This window comes from Peribacillus sp. B65 (genome assembly GCF_058513295.1).
In genome coordinates, this window is record NZ_CP195840.1 from 638383 (window position 1) to 656431 (window position 18049).

The 18049-nt window shown below is 41.6% G+C and carries 15 protein-coding genes; 5 read left to right on the plus strand and 10 right to left on the minus strand.

The window, feature by feature from the left end:
- Window positions 1-115: 115 nt before the first annotated feature.
- The 5 genes from lpdA to iadA all read right to left on the minus strand — a co-directional run bounded on the left by lpdA (window position 116) and on the right by iadA (window position 7083).
- Entirely contained in the window at window positions 116-1540 is a 1425-nt protein-coding gene (lpdA, locus tag ACSR9O_RS03225) for a dihydrolipoyl dehydrogenase (RefSeq protein WP_230177308.1), read from the minus strand.
- Entirely contained in the window at window positions 1541-2821 is a 1281-nt protein-coding gene (locus tag ACSR9O_RS03230; RefSeq protein ID WP_491723905.1) for a dihydrolipoamide acetyltransferase family protein, read from the minus strand.
- Between the two features lie 29 nt (window positions 2822-2850).
- Window positions 2851-3834, minus strand: coding sequence for an alpha-ketoacid dehydrogenase subunit beta (locus ACSR9O_RS03235; RefSeq protein WP_101224443.1), 984 nt, complete (start codon window positions 3832-3834; stop codon window positions 2851-2853).
- Window positions 3834-4922, minus strand: coding sequence for a pyruvate dehydrogenase (acetyl-transferring) E1 component subunit alpha (gene pdhA / locus ACSR9O_RS03240; protein ID WP_491725439.1), 1089 nt, complete (start codon window positions 4920-4922; stop codon window positions 3834-3836). Before pdhA ends, ACSR9O_RS03235 begins: the two co-directional genes overlap by 1 nt.
- 985 nt (window positions 4923-5907) lie before the next feature.
- Window positions 5908-7083 carry a beta-aspartyl-peptidase gene (gene iadA, locus ACSR9O_RS03245; protein ID WP_491723906.1) on the minus strand — a complete coding sequence of 392 codons (1176 nt, stop codon included), beginning with the start codon at window positions 7081-7083 and terminating at the stop codon, window positions 5908-5910.
- Window positions 7084-7277: 194 nt separating this feature from the next.
- Here iadA and ACSR9O_RS03250 point away from each other — a divergent pair, with 194 nt between their 5' ends.
- Complete coding sequence (locus ACSR9O_RS03250) at window positions 7278-7586, plus strand: hypothetical protein (protein ID WP_098372549.1); 309 nt, start codon at window positions 7278-7280, stop codon at window positions 7584-7586.
- Window positions 7587-8053: 467 nt separating this feature from the next.
- Here the strand turns inward: ACSR9O_RS03250 and ACSR9O_RS03255 are convergent, their stop codons facing one another.
- Window positions 8054-10087, minus strand: coding sequence for a transglycosylase domain-containing protein (locus ACSR9O_RS03255; RefSeq protein WP_491723907.1), 2034 nt, complete (start codon window positions 10085-10087; stop codon window positions 8054-8056).
- A gap of 202 nt (window positions 10088-10289) precedes the next feature.
- Here ACSR9O_RS03255 and ACSR9O_RS03260 point away from each other — a divergent pair, with 202 nt between their 5' ends.
- From ACSR9O_RS03260 to ACSR9O_RS03275, 4 genes are all read left to right on the plus strand, one after another.
- Window positions 10290-10904, plus strand: coding sequence for a universal stress protein (locus ACSR9O_RS03260; protein WP_491723908.1), 615 nt, complete (start codon window positions 10290-10292; stop codon window positions 10902-10904).
- Between the two features lie 410 nt (window positions 10905-11314).
- A complete protein-coding gene (locus tag ACSR9O_RS03265) occupies window positions 11315-12202 on the plus strand; it encodes a cation diffusion facilitator family transporter (RefSeq protein WP_402941120.1) in 888 nt (295 codons plus the stop codon).
- A 236-nt stretch (window positions 12203-12438) separates the two neighbouring features.
- On the plus strand, window positions 12439-13548 hold the full coding sequence (locus ACSR9O_RS03270; RefSeq protein WP_491723909.1) for a histidine kinase N-terminal domain-containing protein: 1110 nt from the start codon (window positions 12439-12441) through the stop codon (window positions 13546-13548).
- Window positions 13549-13821: 273 nt separating this feature from the next.
- Window positions 13822-15153, plus strand: a complete 1332-nt coding sequence (locus tag ACSR9O_RS03275; protein ID WP_491723910.1) for a hemolysin family protein — start codon at window positions 13822-13824, stop codon at window positions 15151-15153.
- A 54-nt stretch (window positions 15154-15207) separates the two neighbouring features.
- Here ACSR9O_RS03275 and uptA read toward each other — a convergent pair whose 3' ends face one another.
- From uptA to ACSR9O_RS03295, 4 genes are all read right to left on the minus strand, one after another.
- Window positions 15208-15837: an undecaprenyl phosphate transporter UptA gene (gene uptA / locus ACSR9O_RS03280; RefSeq protein ID WP_427575044.1), complete on the minus strand. Its 630-nt coding sequence runs from the start codon at window positions 15835-15837 to the stop codon at window positions 15208-15210.
- Window positions 15838-15999: 162 nt separating this feature from the next.
- Window positions 16000-16164, minus strand: coding sequence for a hypothetical protein (locus ACSR9O_RS03285; protein ID WP_157831095.1), 165 nt, complete (start codon window positions 16162-16164; stop codon window positions 16000-16002).
- A 91-nt stretch (window positions 16165-16255) separates the two neighbouring features.
- The gene (locus ACSR9O_RS03290) at window positions 16256-16969 is read right to left on the minus strand and encodes a FixH family protein (RefSeq protein ID WP_101224241.1); all 714 of its coding nucleotides are present in this window, start codon (window positions 16967-16969) and stop codon (window positions 16256-16258) included.
- A gap of 94 nt (window positions 16970-17063) precedes the next feature.
- The gene (locus ACSR9O_RS03295; protein ID WP_311735918.1) at window positions 17064-17636 is read right to left on the minus strand and encodes a YitT family protein; all 573 of its coding nucleotides are present in this window, start codon (window positions 17634-17636) and stop codon (window positions 17064-17066) included.
- Window positions 17637-18049: the final 413 nt, after the last annotated feature.

Sequence of the window (18049 nt, forward strand, 5' to 3'; positions counted from 1 at the left end):
CTTGCTGATAGCCTTGCCTTACGGGGACCAATGACCGGGTTTCTGACTCTATTAAAATGAAACATTCTAATCGGGGACTACATCGGTAATCCCCATGATACATATTCCAGTTATGTTATTTATTTACGATGTGAATCGCATGTCCCAAAACTGCCTCAGCCGCTTCCATCCACCCCTCGGTCAAAGTTGGATGAGGATGCATGCTGAGGGCAATATCCTCGACCCGAGCCGCCAGTTCAAGGGCAAGGACCCCTTCACCTATAAGGTTGGAAGCATCAGCACCTACCATATGCATCCCGAGCAATATGTGGCTATTAGCATCCACGATCACTTCAGCAAATCCCTCCGTTTCATTCGTTGCAAGCGCCCTTCCGTTGGCACTGAACGGAAATTTGCCGACCTTGACGCTGTAACCCTGTTGTTCAGCTTCTTCACGGCTTAAACCAACACCAGCTATTTGTGGTTCCGAGAAGATTACATATGGAACATATGGTGAGTCTACGGCACTTGGCAGCCCCCCTATCACTTCAGCTGCCACGATTCCCTGTTTGGATGCTCGATGGGCAAGAGCCGGACCAGGTGTAGTATCACCGATGGCAAAGATGTGCGGCACATTTGTACGGCATTCCATATCCACTGCTATATGGCCTTTCTCGCCAACCGTAACTCCAGCCCGATTCAGGCCAATTTCTTCAGTGTTAGGTATCCTGCCAATTGTAACCAGGGTCTTTTCGCTCACGACCACTTCCGTCCCCTGTTCTTCCGAGGACACATGAAGATGTACTTGGCCATTCACTACTGTCGCGTTTTCTACACTCGAGGAGGTTTTGATTTTCATCCCAAGCTTCTTGGCATTCCTTGTGACTTCCTTTACCAAGTTTTCAGCAACTTGGGGGAGTATGCGATTGGCCATTTCAATGATGGTCACTTTAGTACCTAGCTTTGCAAATGCCATACCCAATTCGATTCCGATATATCCTCCGCCAATGATTGACAAGCTTGAAGGAACTTCCTGCAGCTGCAAAGATGATGTCGAATCCAATATATATTCTCCATCGACTTTAATGAAGGATGGAATGAAAGGCCTGGACCCCGTCGCAATAATTGCCTGCTCAAACTTATAGGTTTCGAAATCGCCATCGGTTTCGACTCCAATGCGGTCATCAGATAAAAAGGTTGCTTGACCTTTAACCACCGTCACTCCATTTTCCTTACACAAATGGGCAATACCTTGCCTCAATTGAGATGTGATGCCCGCTTTCCAATCCTGCCAAACCCCCAAGTCCATAGTCGTGCTTTCCTGAGGCAGCCGGATTCCCATTTTCCCTAAATCATTAAGACTTTGGTATTGATTTGCTGCGTGAATTAATGCCTTTGATGGTATACAGCCCCGATTAAGGCATACCCCGCCCAGCTTATCTTTTTCAACAAGCACGACTGATTTTCCTAACTGGCCGAGACGGATAGCCGCAGCATATCCTCCCGGACCTCCTCCCATGATTACAACATCCGTCTCTACAGCAACTTCCCCAACTACCATTTATCTCATCTCCACAACTAAACGAATTGGATTTTCCAGCAATTCCTTAATTCTATTGGTAAAATGCACCGCTGTTACCCCATCAATCAAACGATGGTCGAAAGAAAGTGACATATTCATCATTAAACGGATAACACCTTCCAAATCGCGAACGACCATGCGATGTTCCATTTTATGCAAAGCTAATATGGCCGCTTCCGGATAGTTAATGATCGGGGTCGCGTGCATCCCTCCGATCGGTCCTACATTGCTGATGGTAAATGTACTGCCTGTGATTTGATCTATGTTCAGCTTCCCTTCACGGGCTTGGGCTGCCAATCGCTTGATTTCATCAGCCAGTTGGAAAATGGTTTTTTGATCGGCATTTTTTATGACTGGTACAATGAGACCCTCGTTTGTATTCGTCGCAATCCCAATGTGATAATAATTTTTCAGGATGATTTCATTGGTTCTTTCATCAATTGAAGCGTTTAGTGTTTTGAACTCCTTTAAGGCGATGACAATCGCTTTAACGAAAAATGGCAAAAAAGTCAATTTAATATCCTTATCATCGGAGTACTCCTTTAATTGATTTTTAAATTCCTTCAATCGGTCCATTTCCAATTCATCTACATGGGTTACATGAGGAATGGTTGAAACCGACTTTACCATATGTTCAGCGATTTTTTTACGAATGCCTTTAAGCGGAATCCGCTCTTCCCGCTCATTTTCCAAACCTTTTGCCTGGATGGCATCCTTCATCGGGGCCATATCTTGAACAATCCTGTCCTCAAGCTGTTTGGCTTTTTCCCGTGTAAACGAATTATTTTCTTTAAACTGTTTCAAGTCACTTTCGGTAATTCGCCCAGCTGGACCGGAGCCTTTAACCTTCTCGATATCAATCTTCATTTCCCTCGCCAATTGACGCACGAATGGTGTTGCCAGCGCACGCAATGTCTCATGATGCTGTTTAGTCGTAATATGCTCTGCATTCACTTTTACATCGCTAGATTGCACGGCATGGTTTTCTTCTTCAATAATGACTGTATCCTGAACTGACATATCGTTCTCTTCCTGAATTGTGAATATTGTGGTTCCCACTTCCACGATATCCCCTTCGGAAAAAAATATCTTCTTGACCACTCCCGGTGCGGGAGCAGTCAATTCAGCATTGACTTTATCCGTTTGCACCTCAACAATGGGTTGATCCTGTTTTACCGCATCCCCCTCTTTGATGAGCCATTGGATAATTTCCCCTTCATGCATCCCTTCCCCTACATCAGGAAGTTTAAATTCCATCATGTGTCATCCTCCTTCTCCCTTAATCACAATTAAAATGATATCGTTTCGACTATTCCTTGTTTTACACGGTCAACAGTCGGTAAATAATGATCTTCTATTGTAAACGGCGGAACCGGAACATCAAATCCAGTTACACGCTTAATCGGCGCTTTCAGGTAAATAAGAGCTTCATCATTAATGATGGAGATGATCTCCGCACCTAATCCGGCAGTCTTATGGGCTTCATGGACGATTAATGCACGACCTGTCTTTTTAATGGATTGCACGATCGTATCCCTATCCAGGGGGTATAAAGTTCTAAGATCGACCACTTCACATTTCCAGCCTTTTTCCGCTTCAATCTTTTTCGCGGCATTCAATGCCTCCCTTAACATGGCCCCCCATGCAAAAATGGTCAGGTCGCTTCCCTCCTGGACCACTTTTGCTTGACCGATGGGTATTCGGTACATTTCGTCGGGAACTTCTTCCTTAAAGGCCCGATACAATTTTGTCGGTTCCAAAAAAATCACCGGATCTGGATCTTCGAGCGCTGAAATGAGCAGCCCTTTTGCGTCATATGGATTACTGGGTGCAACCACCTTTAAACCCGGAGTATGGGCAAAGAAGGTTTCGACACTTTCGGAATGAAGTTCAGGACCCCTGATTCCGGCACCATATGGAGTACGGATTACGAGGGGCACCCCAAATTGCCCACGGGTACGATACCTCATACGGGCAGCATGGGAAACGAGTTGCTCGAATCCAGGATAAATAAAGGCGAGAAACTGGATCTCCACTATGGGCAGCATTCCGTTAAGGGCTAAACCAATGGCAGAGCCGATGATTCCAGATTCAGCTAATGGCGTATCGACAACTCGATCTTTTCCATACTTCTCATAAAGCCCTTCCGTTGACCGAAAAACCCCGCCATTAACTCCAATATCCTCACCCAAGATCATCACGCGATCATCATGACCCAGCATTTGGTCCAGCGCTTCCGTAATAGCCTGGAGCATCGTTAAATTTTTGCCCATTATTTCTTCCCGCCTTTCCTTAAGATTTGATTCAATTCCTGCTTCTGTTCCTTTAGATGCCATGACTCCTTTGCATATACATGGTTAAACATTTCGAGCGGGTCGGATTTTGGATACCCTTCTGCTCTTTGAAGGTGAGCATCGATCAGTTCGTTGAATTGTTTTATCACCAATTCCTCCTGCTCTTCATTCCAGTGACCCTCTTTATCCAAATACTTTCTAAGACGTGTTATGGGATCGCGGTTTTCCCTCCAGAACGTTGAAATTTCGTCCTGATCGCGATATATGTTCGGATTGTCTGCAGTAGTATGGGCGCCATAGCGAAAGGTAATGGCTTCAATCAATGTAGGCCCTTCCCCTTTAAGCGCTCTTTCGACAGCATCTTTTACAGTCATCCATACTGCAAAAATATCATTTCCATCCACCCGCACCCCATGGATGTCATAAGCAGCAGCCCGCTGGGATATCGTTTTGGATGCCGATTGCTTTTCAAAAGGTACACTGATTGCGTAACCATTATTTTGGCAGAAAAAGATTGTCGGGGTTTTATAAACGCCAGCAAAATTCAGTGCCTCATGAAAGTCCCCTTCTGAAGTGGCACCATCACCAAAATAAGCAATGCTAACATTCTGTTCGCCTTTAAGCTTACTTGCCCAAGCCGTACCAACTGCATGAACCATTTGAGTGGCAATGGGAACACTTGGAGGCATAATCCTTTTTCCTTCTGGACAAATTGAGCCGTCAAAATGTGCCATCCAGTATAGGAAGACACGGTATAATTCCTGACCATGAATGATTGCAGCTCCATGATCACGGTATGTGGGAAACATCCAATCCCCTGCCGACAATGCTAAAGCGCTTCCTACCTGTGATGCTTCCTGTCCTTCGAATGGTGCATATGTCCCAATCCTGCCTTGGCGCTGAAGATTAATTGATTTTCGGTCAAATGTTCTGAGCAGGAGCATGCTCTCATACATCTTTAACATAAGTGATTTATCGATTTTTCCATCAATCGTTTCAATGATTTCCCCTTCAGGAGTCAATACACGAAACATTTCCGGCTCAGTTCCATCTGAATGCGCTTTCATTATTGGGTTTCCCGTCTTTTCCATTTCATTTCTCCCCTTAAGATAGATTTGATTCGCAAACTTACCAAGGTTTTGAACAGTCATGAAATAACAGCCCAAAATGTTTTATTGGTCTCTATGTCTGTGATTAAATGCTGTTTCATAAAATACATTTCCTTATATAAAAGGATAATACATCCAAGTTTTTAATAATATGTTAAATAGAATGAATTTTTCGTATATTGCCTTTATTTAGAATATGTTTTCTGATACTTCACCTTCATTTTGAAAATGAGAACATTCAATGGGTAAATTTCATTTATTATCTACAAATTGTGATATGCTCGATTTATTCACGACCTCATCCAAAAAGTATCCAGCACAAAAAAAGACCCATTATATAATTAAGGGTCTTAGACTGTATACAAACTCCAAGGAAAAATCCAGTTGCATACGTTTTTTTCTAATGGAATATTCCAGTTGATTTCTGAAATCCGCTCCCTTTCCGCCGACTTTCTGCCAAGCCTCCTCGACGCAAGCGCCTGTAGGGTCTTGGCTAGCCAGTTATTCGGCAGGAGTGTCGCAAATTTCTTCAATCCAATGAGGATTATAGTAAAAAAGATGAAGGATAATCGAATTTACTTTTTAATCTTGGTTCAGGTCGAGAAATCCGAAACTCCTTTTGTCAAAAAAAATTGATGGAGCCGCCAGACTCTAGACGAATTGGAGAAGAGCCAGTTTCCATACAATAGTTCTTAAAAAAGAAGTTCCAGTTGATTGGAGCGGGTGTTCGAGACTCCTGCGGGAAAAAGCGCGTCGAGGGAGACCCCGCAGGCGAGCGCCGAGAAGGATCCCGGACCGCCCGCGGTAAGTGAGTGCCTGGAGTGGAAATCATTACACATTCCCTCTTTCAGAAATCCGAAATTAGATCAATGTTACCCCTTTTTGCAATTCAGGATAAATGGGGTAGAACTCGCACCGAAATAGCACCCAAAATTAGAAAGATCTATTTTTCAAATGTTCCTTTCACGACTGCTTCACCATCCTTGACCATGATTTGCCCCATCGCGATAACACTTTTTATTTCTAAAGTTTGTTTCTTCAATATGATGATATCGGCGTCCTTACCTACCGCAAGCTGACCCTTTGCAGAAAGTTTTAAAATGTTTGCCGGGTTTGCCGTCGCAACTCGTATGGCATCGGCAATTGTCACTCCATCCTCGAGGACCGCATCGACAACACAATCATATAAGGACATGCATGTACCAATGTTCAAACCCCGCAGGTTGCCGCTTCCATCGAAGTCAGGCAGGCTGGCTTGTCCATCTGAAGTTATGGTAATCTGCCCGATTTCAACCCCTTCTTCCAGTGCCCTTTTTATTGCTGTACTTGCTTTGACCTCCCCTTCTTCAAGGAACTTCTCGATCGTACTTGTCGTAAAATCGATATACCCCCCTTTTTTTGCATATTCCACCCCTGCATTGAATAAATGCGGATTTCGGTTTATATGTGTAGGATAGAACTGAGTGATCGGTATTTCCGTTGTCTCGACAACTTCCTCAATTATATGCAAATGATCTAGACTGTCCCCGACATGAATGTTGACGATACCGCATTTCCCGGACAGCAGACCTCCATTACGCGCCTGAGAGGCCAGTTTAGCCAGCTCAGCTGCAGTCGGCTGCGAGGAACGATGATCGGCAATGGCTATCTCGCCAACACCGATAATTTTATCGACAAGAATCAAATCATCTTCGATATTACCTGTTAACGTCTTGACTGGAACTTGATAGGAACCAGTCTGAACGAAGCAGCTAATTCCCTCTTCTTCAAGCGCCCTCGCTTTAGCAAGCAGTGCGGGCATCGTCCTTGTCGTTCCATCTGTTCCGATGACCCCTACCAATGTCGTTATACCTGCTAAAGTGGCATCTGTTAATTGGATTTCAGGAGTCCTCGTTTTAAAGCCGCCTTCCCCGCCTCCGCCGATAATATGTACGTGACCATCTATAAAACCCGGAGCCACGATTTGGCCATCCGCATCAATCACCTCCAATTCAACGAAATTGTCAGGTACCTCAATCTTGTCCTCGATGAATCCAATTTGCTTCCCAACCAAGAGGATATCTTTTTGGCCCATATATTCCGGACCATATAGCTCCCCATTTTTAATAAGTGTGAGCATTCTCCTTCTCCCTTCAAAAAATACAAATTTTCAAATAGGTTTCAAAATCTTTTACCCGGGTAAATATACAACATGACCAGCTAACAATTACATAAAAAAGACCAAACATACTTGTTCATTTTTTAAAAGTTGTAGCCGAATTGACATCTTGATTATGCTTTTCCAAAAGTATAAAAACAAAAGGAGCAAACGACATGAATAAAGTGATTTCTTCTGACATTAAAACAAATAAAAGATTATCCATGCGACAAATCATGAACCTATATCAAGTTACAAAAGAATTTAAAGGGAATATATATTTTATCTGCAACCATAAATTGGTCGATGCCAAGAAACTTTCGACTTTCGTATCCTTTGTGCTCATTCTTCAAGAGTGTGCAACCATGAAAGTCATCCTTGAAGGCGAGAATGTACATGCCATGCTAGAAAAAGTACAGGCTATTTGTAAAGAAAATGATGAAAGTTCATTCGGTTTCCAATCGAACCAAACCGTTAATATTTAAATGATTCCGACTACGTTATGAAGAGGGTGTATAAAAATGAGAACCATTTTAATGGTGATAGGCGCAATTGTCGTAATCGGCATAATAGCAAATCTAATTTTTTAAAATAAATGAAGAACTGTAGCCAAACGCGAGTTTGCCTGCAGTTTTTTTATTTTAAAAACGTTCCAGTTGATTTTATCCTGAGCTTTTTTGGGCGGTTCACAGATTTATTCGGCCTTACCCGCTCTTTATTCGACCGTTCTCGGATTTATTCGACCTTACCCGCTCTTTATTCGACCCTTCTCGGATTTATTCGACCCTTCTCGGATTTATTCGACCCTACCCGTTTTTTATTCGGCCGTTCACGGATTATTCAGACTTCGGAGCCACGTATTAAATCCGCTCCCTTTCGTCGACAAACTGAGACTGTCAAATGATTGACAGTCTCAGTTTGTTAATTTTATTTAAACTCCCTTACCTGAGAATCACCATGGAACCTCCCAGTCCCTCCATTTATTCAAACCTTCCCTAATCTCATTTCCTTTATCAATCCAATATTGTCTCCTTTTGTCCTCTTCTTCCTTCTCCTGTTGCTCAGCTATATGTGCCTGCTGTTCAGCTATTAGCGGTCCGATATCCTGAGCTTTAAAAGATTGAGCCGCTTGATTCTGTAAAGCTTGCGCCATTATTTTTTGGAAGATGAGTGCACTTCCCTGACTGCTGTGTGTCGTTAGATAATGATTTTCGTCGGTCTTATCATATCCAGCCCATACAGCACCGACCAGCGAAGGTGAATAACCGATGAACCATTGATCTTTAACCCCTGATATTCCTTCGATGGGAACTTGTGTGGAGCCTGTTTTACCTGCTATTTCATAACCTGATACTGCGGCGTTTTTCGCTGTGCCATATTCCACTGTTCCAAGCAGCATGGCATTCATTTTATCGACGGCGCCTACTGAGGTCACCTTGGTGCTCTTCTCTTTCCAGGCGGCAACCTCTTTTCCATCGGCATTTTCTATTCTTACAATGGCATGGGTCTCCATCCGTTCCCCTTCGTTGGCAAAAGCTGAAAAGGCTCCTGCCATCTGCAGCGGGGAAACACCTTTTTTCATCCCTCCTAAAGCGATCGACAGGTTTCGATCATCCTTTTCATATGGAATTCCAAACCGCTTAAGTGAATCAAGCCCCTTATCGATGCCAATCTCATTCAATAGCCAAACCGTCGGTACATTCAAGGAATTCATCACCGCTTCATACATAGGGACTTCTCCTTTATATTCACCACTCAGATTTGTTGGCTCATATTCACCGAAGCTCATTTTTTCATCCTTTAAAGGGTCAGTGATATCATATCCCTCTTCAACAGCTGGCGTGTAAACGACAAGCGGTTTAATGGATGATCCAGGAGACCTTGTCAGCTGGGTGGCCCGATTATATCCCATGAATTGATGTTCACCTCTCCCGCCGACAAGTGCTTTTATGCCGCCGGTTTCAGGATCAAGGAGGACAGACCCGCTTTGAACCAGTTCTTCTGTACTCGTTCCAGCTGGAAAATTGGCTGCATTCTCATACACGGTTTCTGTAGCCTGCTGCATGGATTGGTCCAGAGTCGTGTAAATTTTATAGCCCTTTGAAAGCAGCTCCTCAAGCTTTATTCCATATTTACTCGATGCTTCCGATAAAACATGATCGACATAATAGGGATATTTACCTCTTAATGGATCGGTTTCCTTCTCCCCCATAAGAAGTGTCACCGCATCTTTTTTTGCAGCTGCTTCTTCATCTTTCGTTAAATAACCATGTTCCGCCATTCTCGAAAGAACCAAATCGCGCCGCTTCACTGCCCCGTCTAAATTCTTGTATGGATCAAGTTTGGATGGCAAGTTAATGACTCCCGCCAGCAATGCGCCCTCGGCAACGGTCAATTCAGAGACCTCTTTGGAAAAATAAATATTTGCAGCCTTTTTGATTCCCCATGCCCCATGGCCAAAATAAACTTGATTCAAATACATTTCCAGTATTTCATCTTTTGTATACTGATTTTCAACTTCCTGGGCTAGAAAAAACTCTCCTATCTTCCTCTTCAGTGTTCGATCCGATTCCAGCATCGTGATTTTCACAAGCTGCTGGGTGAGCGTGCTCCCGCCTTCAACAACACTTCCAGCCTTTGCATTTTTAACCAAAGCCCGCATAATTCCTTGATAATCTATGCCGTGATGTTCATAAAAACGGTGATCCTCAATGGAAACCACCGCTTGTTTCATATGTTCCGGTATTTCATCTATCGCAACACCTTCGGATTTATTTGCCGTGATCGTACTGGCAAGATTCCCATCCAAATCATAGATCCCTGTCGGTTGCTGAAGCTTATTTTCAAGATGACTTATATCAGCACCCTGCCTGAAATACAACAGTGAACCGGCGCCTAAAACCACAATCACCAATATTATAATTAGACCTAACTTCACTAACCCTCTCATTTGTACCCCCATTTTCCCATCTGCGACATGTTTCATTAAAAATATTTTACCCTTTTTATTAAAGATAACTCGTCGATTGAATAAAAGGCCGAAGCTAGGCGCCCTTTTCATGTGGCACTATACTCGGATATCGGCACCCTTGATGATATTTCTTCATGGTCTGAGCATGACAACTTACTTAAGGACCAGATTTCATCCTACCATTTTAACTATGCTCGTATCTATCCTTTACCCGTAAATGGCAGTCTATATACAGATTAAAGGCGTGAAGCCATTTAAAAGTGGGTATAACACCTTTAAGGTCTTAAAAAGGGGAGAGATGATATTAATGAAGGACTTAAAGCATATTGTCGTCGCTTTTGATGGAAACGAAGAGAGTAAACGGGCTGTCGAATATGGAGCAACATTGAAAAAGGCCTTTCCAAAAGCCGAGTTGACCGTAGTTCATGTCCTAAATGATAAAGTTGAACAGCGTATCGTGGGAGACGCCTCTGCTCCAGGGTTCGTACCTGCTGCCGGATTTTATGTAGATCCAGTCCAGACACATCCTGTTGTTGAAGTTGATCAGCCACGAAATCAAAAGGTAAATGACACCCCTTCCGCCATCGAGAATAGTATTCAGAACGCAGAAAGTAATACGTTGAGATTGTTAAGTGAATGTCAAGTCAAGGGAAAATTCGAACTATTGGAAGGATATGCGCCAGATAGCGTATGTGACTTTGCAGCAAGAACTTCAGCTGATCTTATCGTAGTCGGCAATAGCGCTAAAAGCGGTTTGGAAAAGTTCTTCCTTGGCAGTACAAGTAGTTCCATTTTGAAAAACGCACCCTGTTCGGTATTCATTGCAAAATGAAAATTGAGCCGGTTCACACTAGTTGTTCATACTTCGAAAAAGTCCGGTTTCTTATAGAATCCGGACTTTTTGTTGGATTTTTCAGTAATACATGTATTGTTTGTATCCAAAACCACATCCCTGCACCAGTTCTAACTGTTCACTCTCAGCCTATTTGGCTCCCCTTTGTAAGTATTTAATTTTCGATCATCGGTTAGAATATTACAATTAAAGAAAATGCACATATCATCAAAAATCGCCGTTCCCATTTTTTGGCGATATTCTTTCGTTTATCCAACTTCTTTACAGACCTTCAATACACCTGCTATTAACCATGTTAGATGGCTAAATACGACAATTTTTCTATAGACTCACTAAGGTTTGATTTGGTATCTTTATTAAGCCTAATTTACATTGGGGAGGGAATGGACATGGATAAACATTCGATTTCAGCTGAAAAAGGTGCGTACATAAGCATCGCCGCTTACATATTCTTGTCTGCTCTTAAATTGTCATTCGGTTATTTTGGAGATTCCAAAGGGCTTTGGGCTGATGGTTTAAATAATACGACTGACATCATCGCTTCCATAGCCGTATTGATCGGTTTAAAAATTTCAAAGAGACCTCCCGATGATAATCATTCATATGGTCATTTACGGGCGGAAACCGTAGCCTCGTTGGTAGCTGCCTTCATCATGATCACCGTGGGCCTCCAGGTTGTATTCAGTGCCATTGAATCCTTCTTTCACCAAGATTCAACAACCGTTCCCAGTATGCTGACCGGCTATGTAGCTCTATTCTCTGCAATCTTCATGTACGGAATCTACCGTTATAACTTATCTCTAAGTAAAAAGATCAACAGCTCTTCCATCTATGCCGTCGCACAGGATAATCGATCCGATGCCCTTGTCAGTGTTGGTGCTTTCATTGGAATCATCGGCACCAAGATGGGAATCCCTTGGCTGGATGCGATAGCTGCAGCAGTCGTGGGGATCATTATCTGTAAAACAGCCTGGGATATCTTTCGTGATGCCTCCATCTCTTTAACCGACGGTTTCGACGAGCAGCTCCTGCAAAAGATCGGAAAAACCATTATTTTGACAGAAGGTGTTAAAGAAATGAGTGAAATTAAAGCCCGGATGCACGGAAGTGAAATCCTGCTCGAAACTACCGTTCACGTTAACCCCCTTTTGACCGTCATTCAAGGTCATGATATTACGGTTAAAATCGAAGAGAATCTTTTGAAGGAATATAATATTCAGCATGTGATCGTTCATATCGAACCATATGCATTTCATAAAAAAGGTAACCGTCATTAACTTTACGGATACCTTTTTTTGTTATTAATTCCTGTAATTACTGTAATAAAACTGTGTCAAAAAAAGGTATTTATTGATTGATTGCCGAATATTTATCCAATTGACACATGTTAAAAGAACAGTAATCTGTTATCATGAAAACAACATGTAATTATTTTGATATTTTGTAATTTTATTCTAATAAAGCACTTTCTGGGTCAAAAGTAAATTCATTTTCCTACAGTATGGAGGGCAAAATGGTATCTAATCGAGAAATGACCATTCACTTTTTATCTTCTCAAAAAACCAGCATCATTTCCAAATGGAAAGATGAGTTGCTGCATTTACCTGACGGATATCTAGGGTATTTTAAAGGAGAAGTGGAAAATATTTTTAATCTGCTAATGGATCAGCTTGGAAAATCGGATACTGAAATAGGCGATGTACTGAAGGTCGTAGGGGAAAAAATTGCGTCTGAACGAGTTAATAAGCAATTGGATATGGAAAATTTCTTTTCCACTGCAACCATCGGGAGATCCATCATCATTGAGCACGTATTGAATTCCGAAGCACCCAAAGTAGAAATATCGGATCTAATTAAGCAAATAATCGTTTGCTTCGATAAACTCATTCATTTTGCATTATCCCATTATACCGAATTGAAAACGATGGAACTTGAAGAACGCTATCAATTCATAAGCCCAAACCATAAAGACCGTTTGACGCTACTTGGCCAAATGACCTCAAGTTTTGTCCATGAATTCAGAAATCCACTGACTTCCATCATGGGATTCATACAATTGTTACAGGCAGAACAGCCTGAAATAAAATACCTTGATATCATTTCAAAGGAATTGGATCAGCTCAATTACCGGATCACACAATTCCTTAATATTTCCAAAAAGGAAACTTCAACATCACCTCCTGATCTATTTTCAATTGCTCAGCTTGTGAATGAGGTAATCGAATTTCTATATCCAAGCATCTTGGAAGTAAATGCTTCCATTACTTGTAATATTGCCGAGGATGCCGTAATTTCCGGTTCTAAAGAAGAATTCCGTCAGGTTTTACTTAATATTATTTTAAATGCTCTTGATGTGGTTGCAGGGATGCCTTCCCCATCCATTTACATTTCAGGCTCTGAATCACCACCCGGCATTCTTACTTTAAATATATCGAACAACGGGCCGAAGATACCTGACGACGTTTTGCCGAATATTTTTGAACCATTCATCACCACCAAAAAAAGGGGAACGGGATTGGGATTATTCGTCTGTAAAGAAATCGTCTTAAAGCATCATGGAACCTTAACCTGTCACTCTACCGATTTCCTAACGACCTTTTCCATACAATTGAAAACTAAATAATGGATAAACAACCTTTTTTACTTAGGTTTTTAGTGTGAAATTTTTGACTGATTGACGTCCAGTTACTTATACTAATAGGTAGGTTCCACTACTAATCGAGGTGAATGATCCTATAGATTGAAAATATAAACCAGCATAATTTTCATACAAGATAGACAAGACTTATTTTTCATCTAACATTTTATACACTAAATATCATTTCATTCATTATTGGTTTTGGGAGGTGACTGGGATAATTAAATCGTTTTGCGATTCAATTAAGTCCCACACTAATTGGACATATTAAGTTTTTTATTCGTCATTATTTTAATCGCTTTAACGGCCTTTTTTGTAGCTTCTGAATTTTCGATCATAAGGGTTCGCAGCTCCAGGATCGATCAATTGATTGAAGAGGGAAATAAAAAAGCCATTGCGGCTAAGAAGGTTACATCCGATCTTGATGAGTACCTATCCGCGACACAGCTTGGTATTACCGTTACTGCCCTTGGATTGGGGTGGCTTGGACAGCCGACCGTCCTAAAATTGGTTGGTCCATTATTCAATGCCTTGAATTTCCCTCAAGAAGTCACAAGCATTCTGACATTCGTCATTTCATTTTCCCTGATTACGTTCCTGAATGTGGTTGTAGGTGAATTGGCTCCAAAGACGGTTGCCATCCAAAAGGCTGAGCAAGTGGCCTTGGCAATTGCCAGCCCGCTGATATTTTTCCATAAGATAGCCTTTCCCTTCATCTGGGCCTTGAATCATTCTTCCCGATTAGTTGTCGGTTTATTTGGCTTCAAGCCAGCATCCGAAAGCGAAATAGCCCATACGGAAGAAGAATTGCGTTTCATCCTATCAGATAGCTATAAAAGCGGAGAGATCAACCAGTCGGAATTTAAATATGTAAACAACATCTTTGAATTCGATGATCGTGTTGCCAAAGAAATCATGGTTCCTAGGACGGAAATCATGACCATATCCAAAGATGATACGGTTCAGGAATTCGTCGATGTCGCCAAATTGGAAAAATACACTCGATATCCTGTTGTCGAAGGTGATAAAGACCATGTCATCGGCTTAGTGAACTTAAAGGAAGTTTTCTCGGATCTTATAAAGAATCGGGAAATCCATATCAAAGCGATAGAAAATTACGCTCGTCCGATCATTCGGGTAATGGAAAATATCCCGATTCACGATTTGCTGTTAAAAATGCAAAAAGAACGCATTCATATGGCTATTTTGATGGATGAATACGGCGGGACTTCAGGACTTGTCACAGTCGAGGATATCCTCGAGGAAATCGTTGGCGAAATTCGTGATGAATTCGATATCGATGAAGTTGCCTCGATCAGGAAAATTAAAGATGGCCATTATATTTTAGATTCTAAACTTCTTGTAAAGGAAGTGAATGATTTACTTGGCATTCACTTAGAAGAAGATGATGTCGATACGATAGGCGGATGGGTCCTTACTGAAAATTATGATGTGAAGGTAGGGGACATCATGGAAAAAGACGGCTTCTGCTTTAAAGTGATTGAAATGGAAGATCACGCCATTCGTTCTATCGAGGTGACAAAAAAGGTCATTCAGCTTCCTCTGGAAGAAGACCTTACCCAAGGATAATGATTAAAAACAGCCACGTAAAAGGTGATTTTACGTGGCTGTTTTTTCGATTGTTCATTTATCGGGAAACCGTCCCATTTTTTTGACCGTTACGATTGGAGGTGTACTCTTTTTTTTCCATAGAATATACAGCATGATAAAGATAAAGGAAAAACCAGCAGCCGGAATGAGATAAGGTTCCGTTATTTCCCGGATTTGCTGCCAATTCTCGCCGAGGATCCGCCCTAAGGTCAGAAACAAGATGGTCCAAGGTATGACAGCCGCAACCGTATAAAATATAAACTTCCATATGGACATCCTCGCAATTCCGGCAGGGATGGAAATGGCATGGCGAACCACTGGAATGAACCGAGCCGTAAAAATCACGCCTACGCCATACCTTTGAAACCATTCCTCAGCATGTACAATATGATTTTCTTTAATTAATATATATTTTCCATACTTCAAGAGAAAGGGCCGTCCTCCATAATAACCAGCCCAATAGAGAAATAGCTGTGCCATCGTCCCGCCTGCCACTCCTGCAAGAACAGCTCCCCAAAAATTCATTTTCCCCAGGCCGACGACATAACCACCGTATCCGAGAACAAGCTCACTCGGGATGATTTCAACCATCAGCCCCAATAAAATCCCCATATACCCCATTTCCGCAAACCAATTCAATATTGTCATAATAAGCTGTGATATCATGCTATCGGACTCCCCTTACCGCTAATTTCAAATTGTTTGTCCTTCTATCCTATTTCAGCTCATGAGGTTCTATTCGATTTTTCATACCAGCTTCACAATACATCACATTTTGGAATGCACAAAAAAAGACCAGCTGATATGTACTCCGGTCTCATTGCATCAATATTCTTTTAGCTCCCGTTTTTGGGAAAATTGAGAAAAAACAGCTGTGGTGAGTAAGGATGAATCATTTTGTGAAACATTAGTGAAAATCTCTTGGCGTGATTTCGTTTTTTCGATATGAATCCCGAGATTTTTATACTTGTTGATTTTTTGATTATTCATGCTTACCCTCCCTTTCTGCTGTACCGTTATCCTTTAACTTCCCATTTAACGAAGAGATGAAACCTGTTTAAACGATGGGATCAAAAAACAATCAATTGACTTGAATCGTTTGCAGTTGATGTTCATGCACTTCGTCTTTTTCAACATGTACCTGCACCTTATAGGTTCCCGATTCTTCGAAAGATACCTTATTTAGATATGTTCCATTTCCATCTTCTTCAGCTTTGGTGAAATGACTCTCTTCGCTGCCTTCCTTCCAGACCTCGAAATTCACATCTGCATTTGTCAGTGGTTTCCCATTCAATTCAACGGTCGCTTCAAAGTTTGAACTTTTTCCTGCCTTTACAGGGTTACTTTGAAACTCGATGGATACATCCGTACTAGGATGAACCGATGCACCTTCACTTTCATGTTCAGGAACGACAACTTCTTTTTCAGGCATTACATGAAGGCCTTTAGCCGTTACATGGGAGACTACAATATATTTGCCTTGTTCTTCAAAAGTATGCATCACTTGATACATTCCACTTCCAGTATTCTTCGCTTCAAGCATTTCCCGTTTATCCTGTCCGGACTTTCTCACTTCAAACAGTACCTCATCAGCTTCATTCACCAATTGGCTTCCCTGTTTCACTGTCGTTTCAAGAATGACTTCTTTTCCAGGCTCCACTTTCCCTTTAATGACAATTGATGCATCCATCGATTCTGGAACAGCACTGTTCACTTCTTTATCCTCTGGCATTTCAGCCTCTTGACACCCAGCTAGCATAACTAACAATGCAGTACACATATAAAGTTTTTTCATATGAACTTCCCTTTACTATTTATTAGACTAAAAATCTGTCCTTTTCATATTGCCCATCCTTTCCATTTTTCAGATTTTTATACATAAATCAAAACTAAATCGTCCGCATCACGGTGACTGAAGTCAGCATGGCTACCGCAATGATCGTTAAAAATGAATATAAAAAGATTGAAGTCCCCACAACGCTCAATCCGCAAAGCAATACGCATCCATCAATGAAAAAAATCAGCAGCCCTACATTGAGTCCACTTTTCCTGGAAAGGATCTGTGCCAGCATATCCGTTCCGCCTGTAGAAGTCCCATACCGAAGCATCAAGCCGATTCCAAGTCCAATCAACCCTCCCCCGATTATCGCACTTACATAAATGGGAAGACTCCATCCTGTGACAGCGTCGGAAAAAATGTCGATGCATAAAGAGGAAAAAAGCAAGCCATGCAAGCTGTTCAGAAATAATTTTTTTTCAAAATACCAAGCATATATATATAATGGAATGCTGCTTAAAATCACACCCAGTCCGGTAGGAAGTCCTATATAGTAATGAAAAATCAGCCCAATCCCTATCATGCCACCATCCAATAAATGATAAGGTATCAGAAAAAAATTGATTCCCACACCTACCAGCATGCTGCCAGCAATGATCGCTGCCATCCTTTCCATGATTTTCATGGCTGCAACCCCCTTTAATCTTCATTTAAAACTTGTCTTGGTTTCTATAGAATATGTTTGTACCATCCAAAAAATAATGTAACTGACGAATTTTTTATGAAACGGCCCTTAGTTTTCTGAATATTCTATAATATGTTACAATAAAGTAGAGAAAACAGTCAAAAACAGCTAATTATTAGCTCAAACTGATCCTTTACAAGCAATTTACCGGATTTAAGGTGCCGTAAGCTGTTTGACTGAATGATTAACTCTTTCTATAATGAAAGTATTTAAATTAATTAGAATGAGGTGATTTGATGGGGCATTAAAGAATGTTCGTTTTGACGGACGGAAGCTGCTTTGCGTAACGGATATGTGCATCCTTTTGGAAAATGGCTGCACTCCTTCAGACAGAAATTCTTCTATTTCCCGTC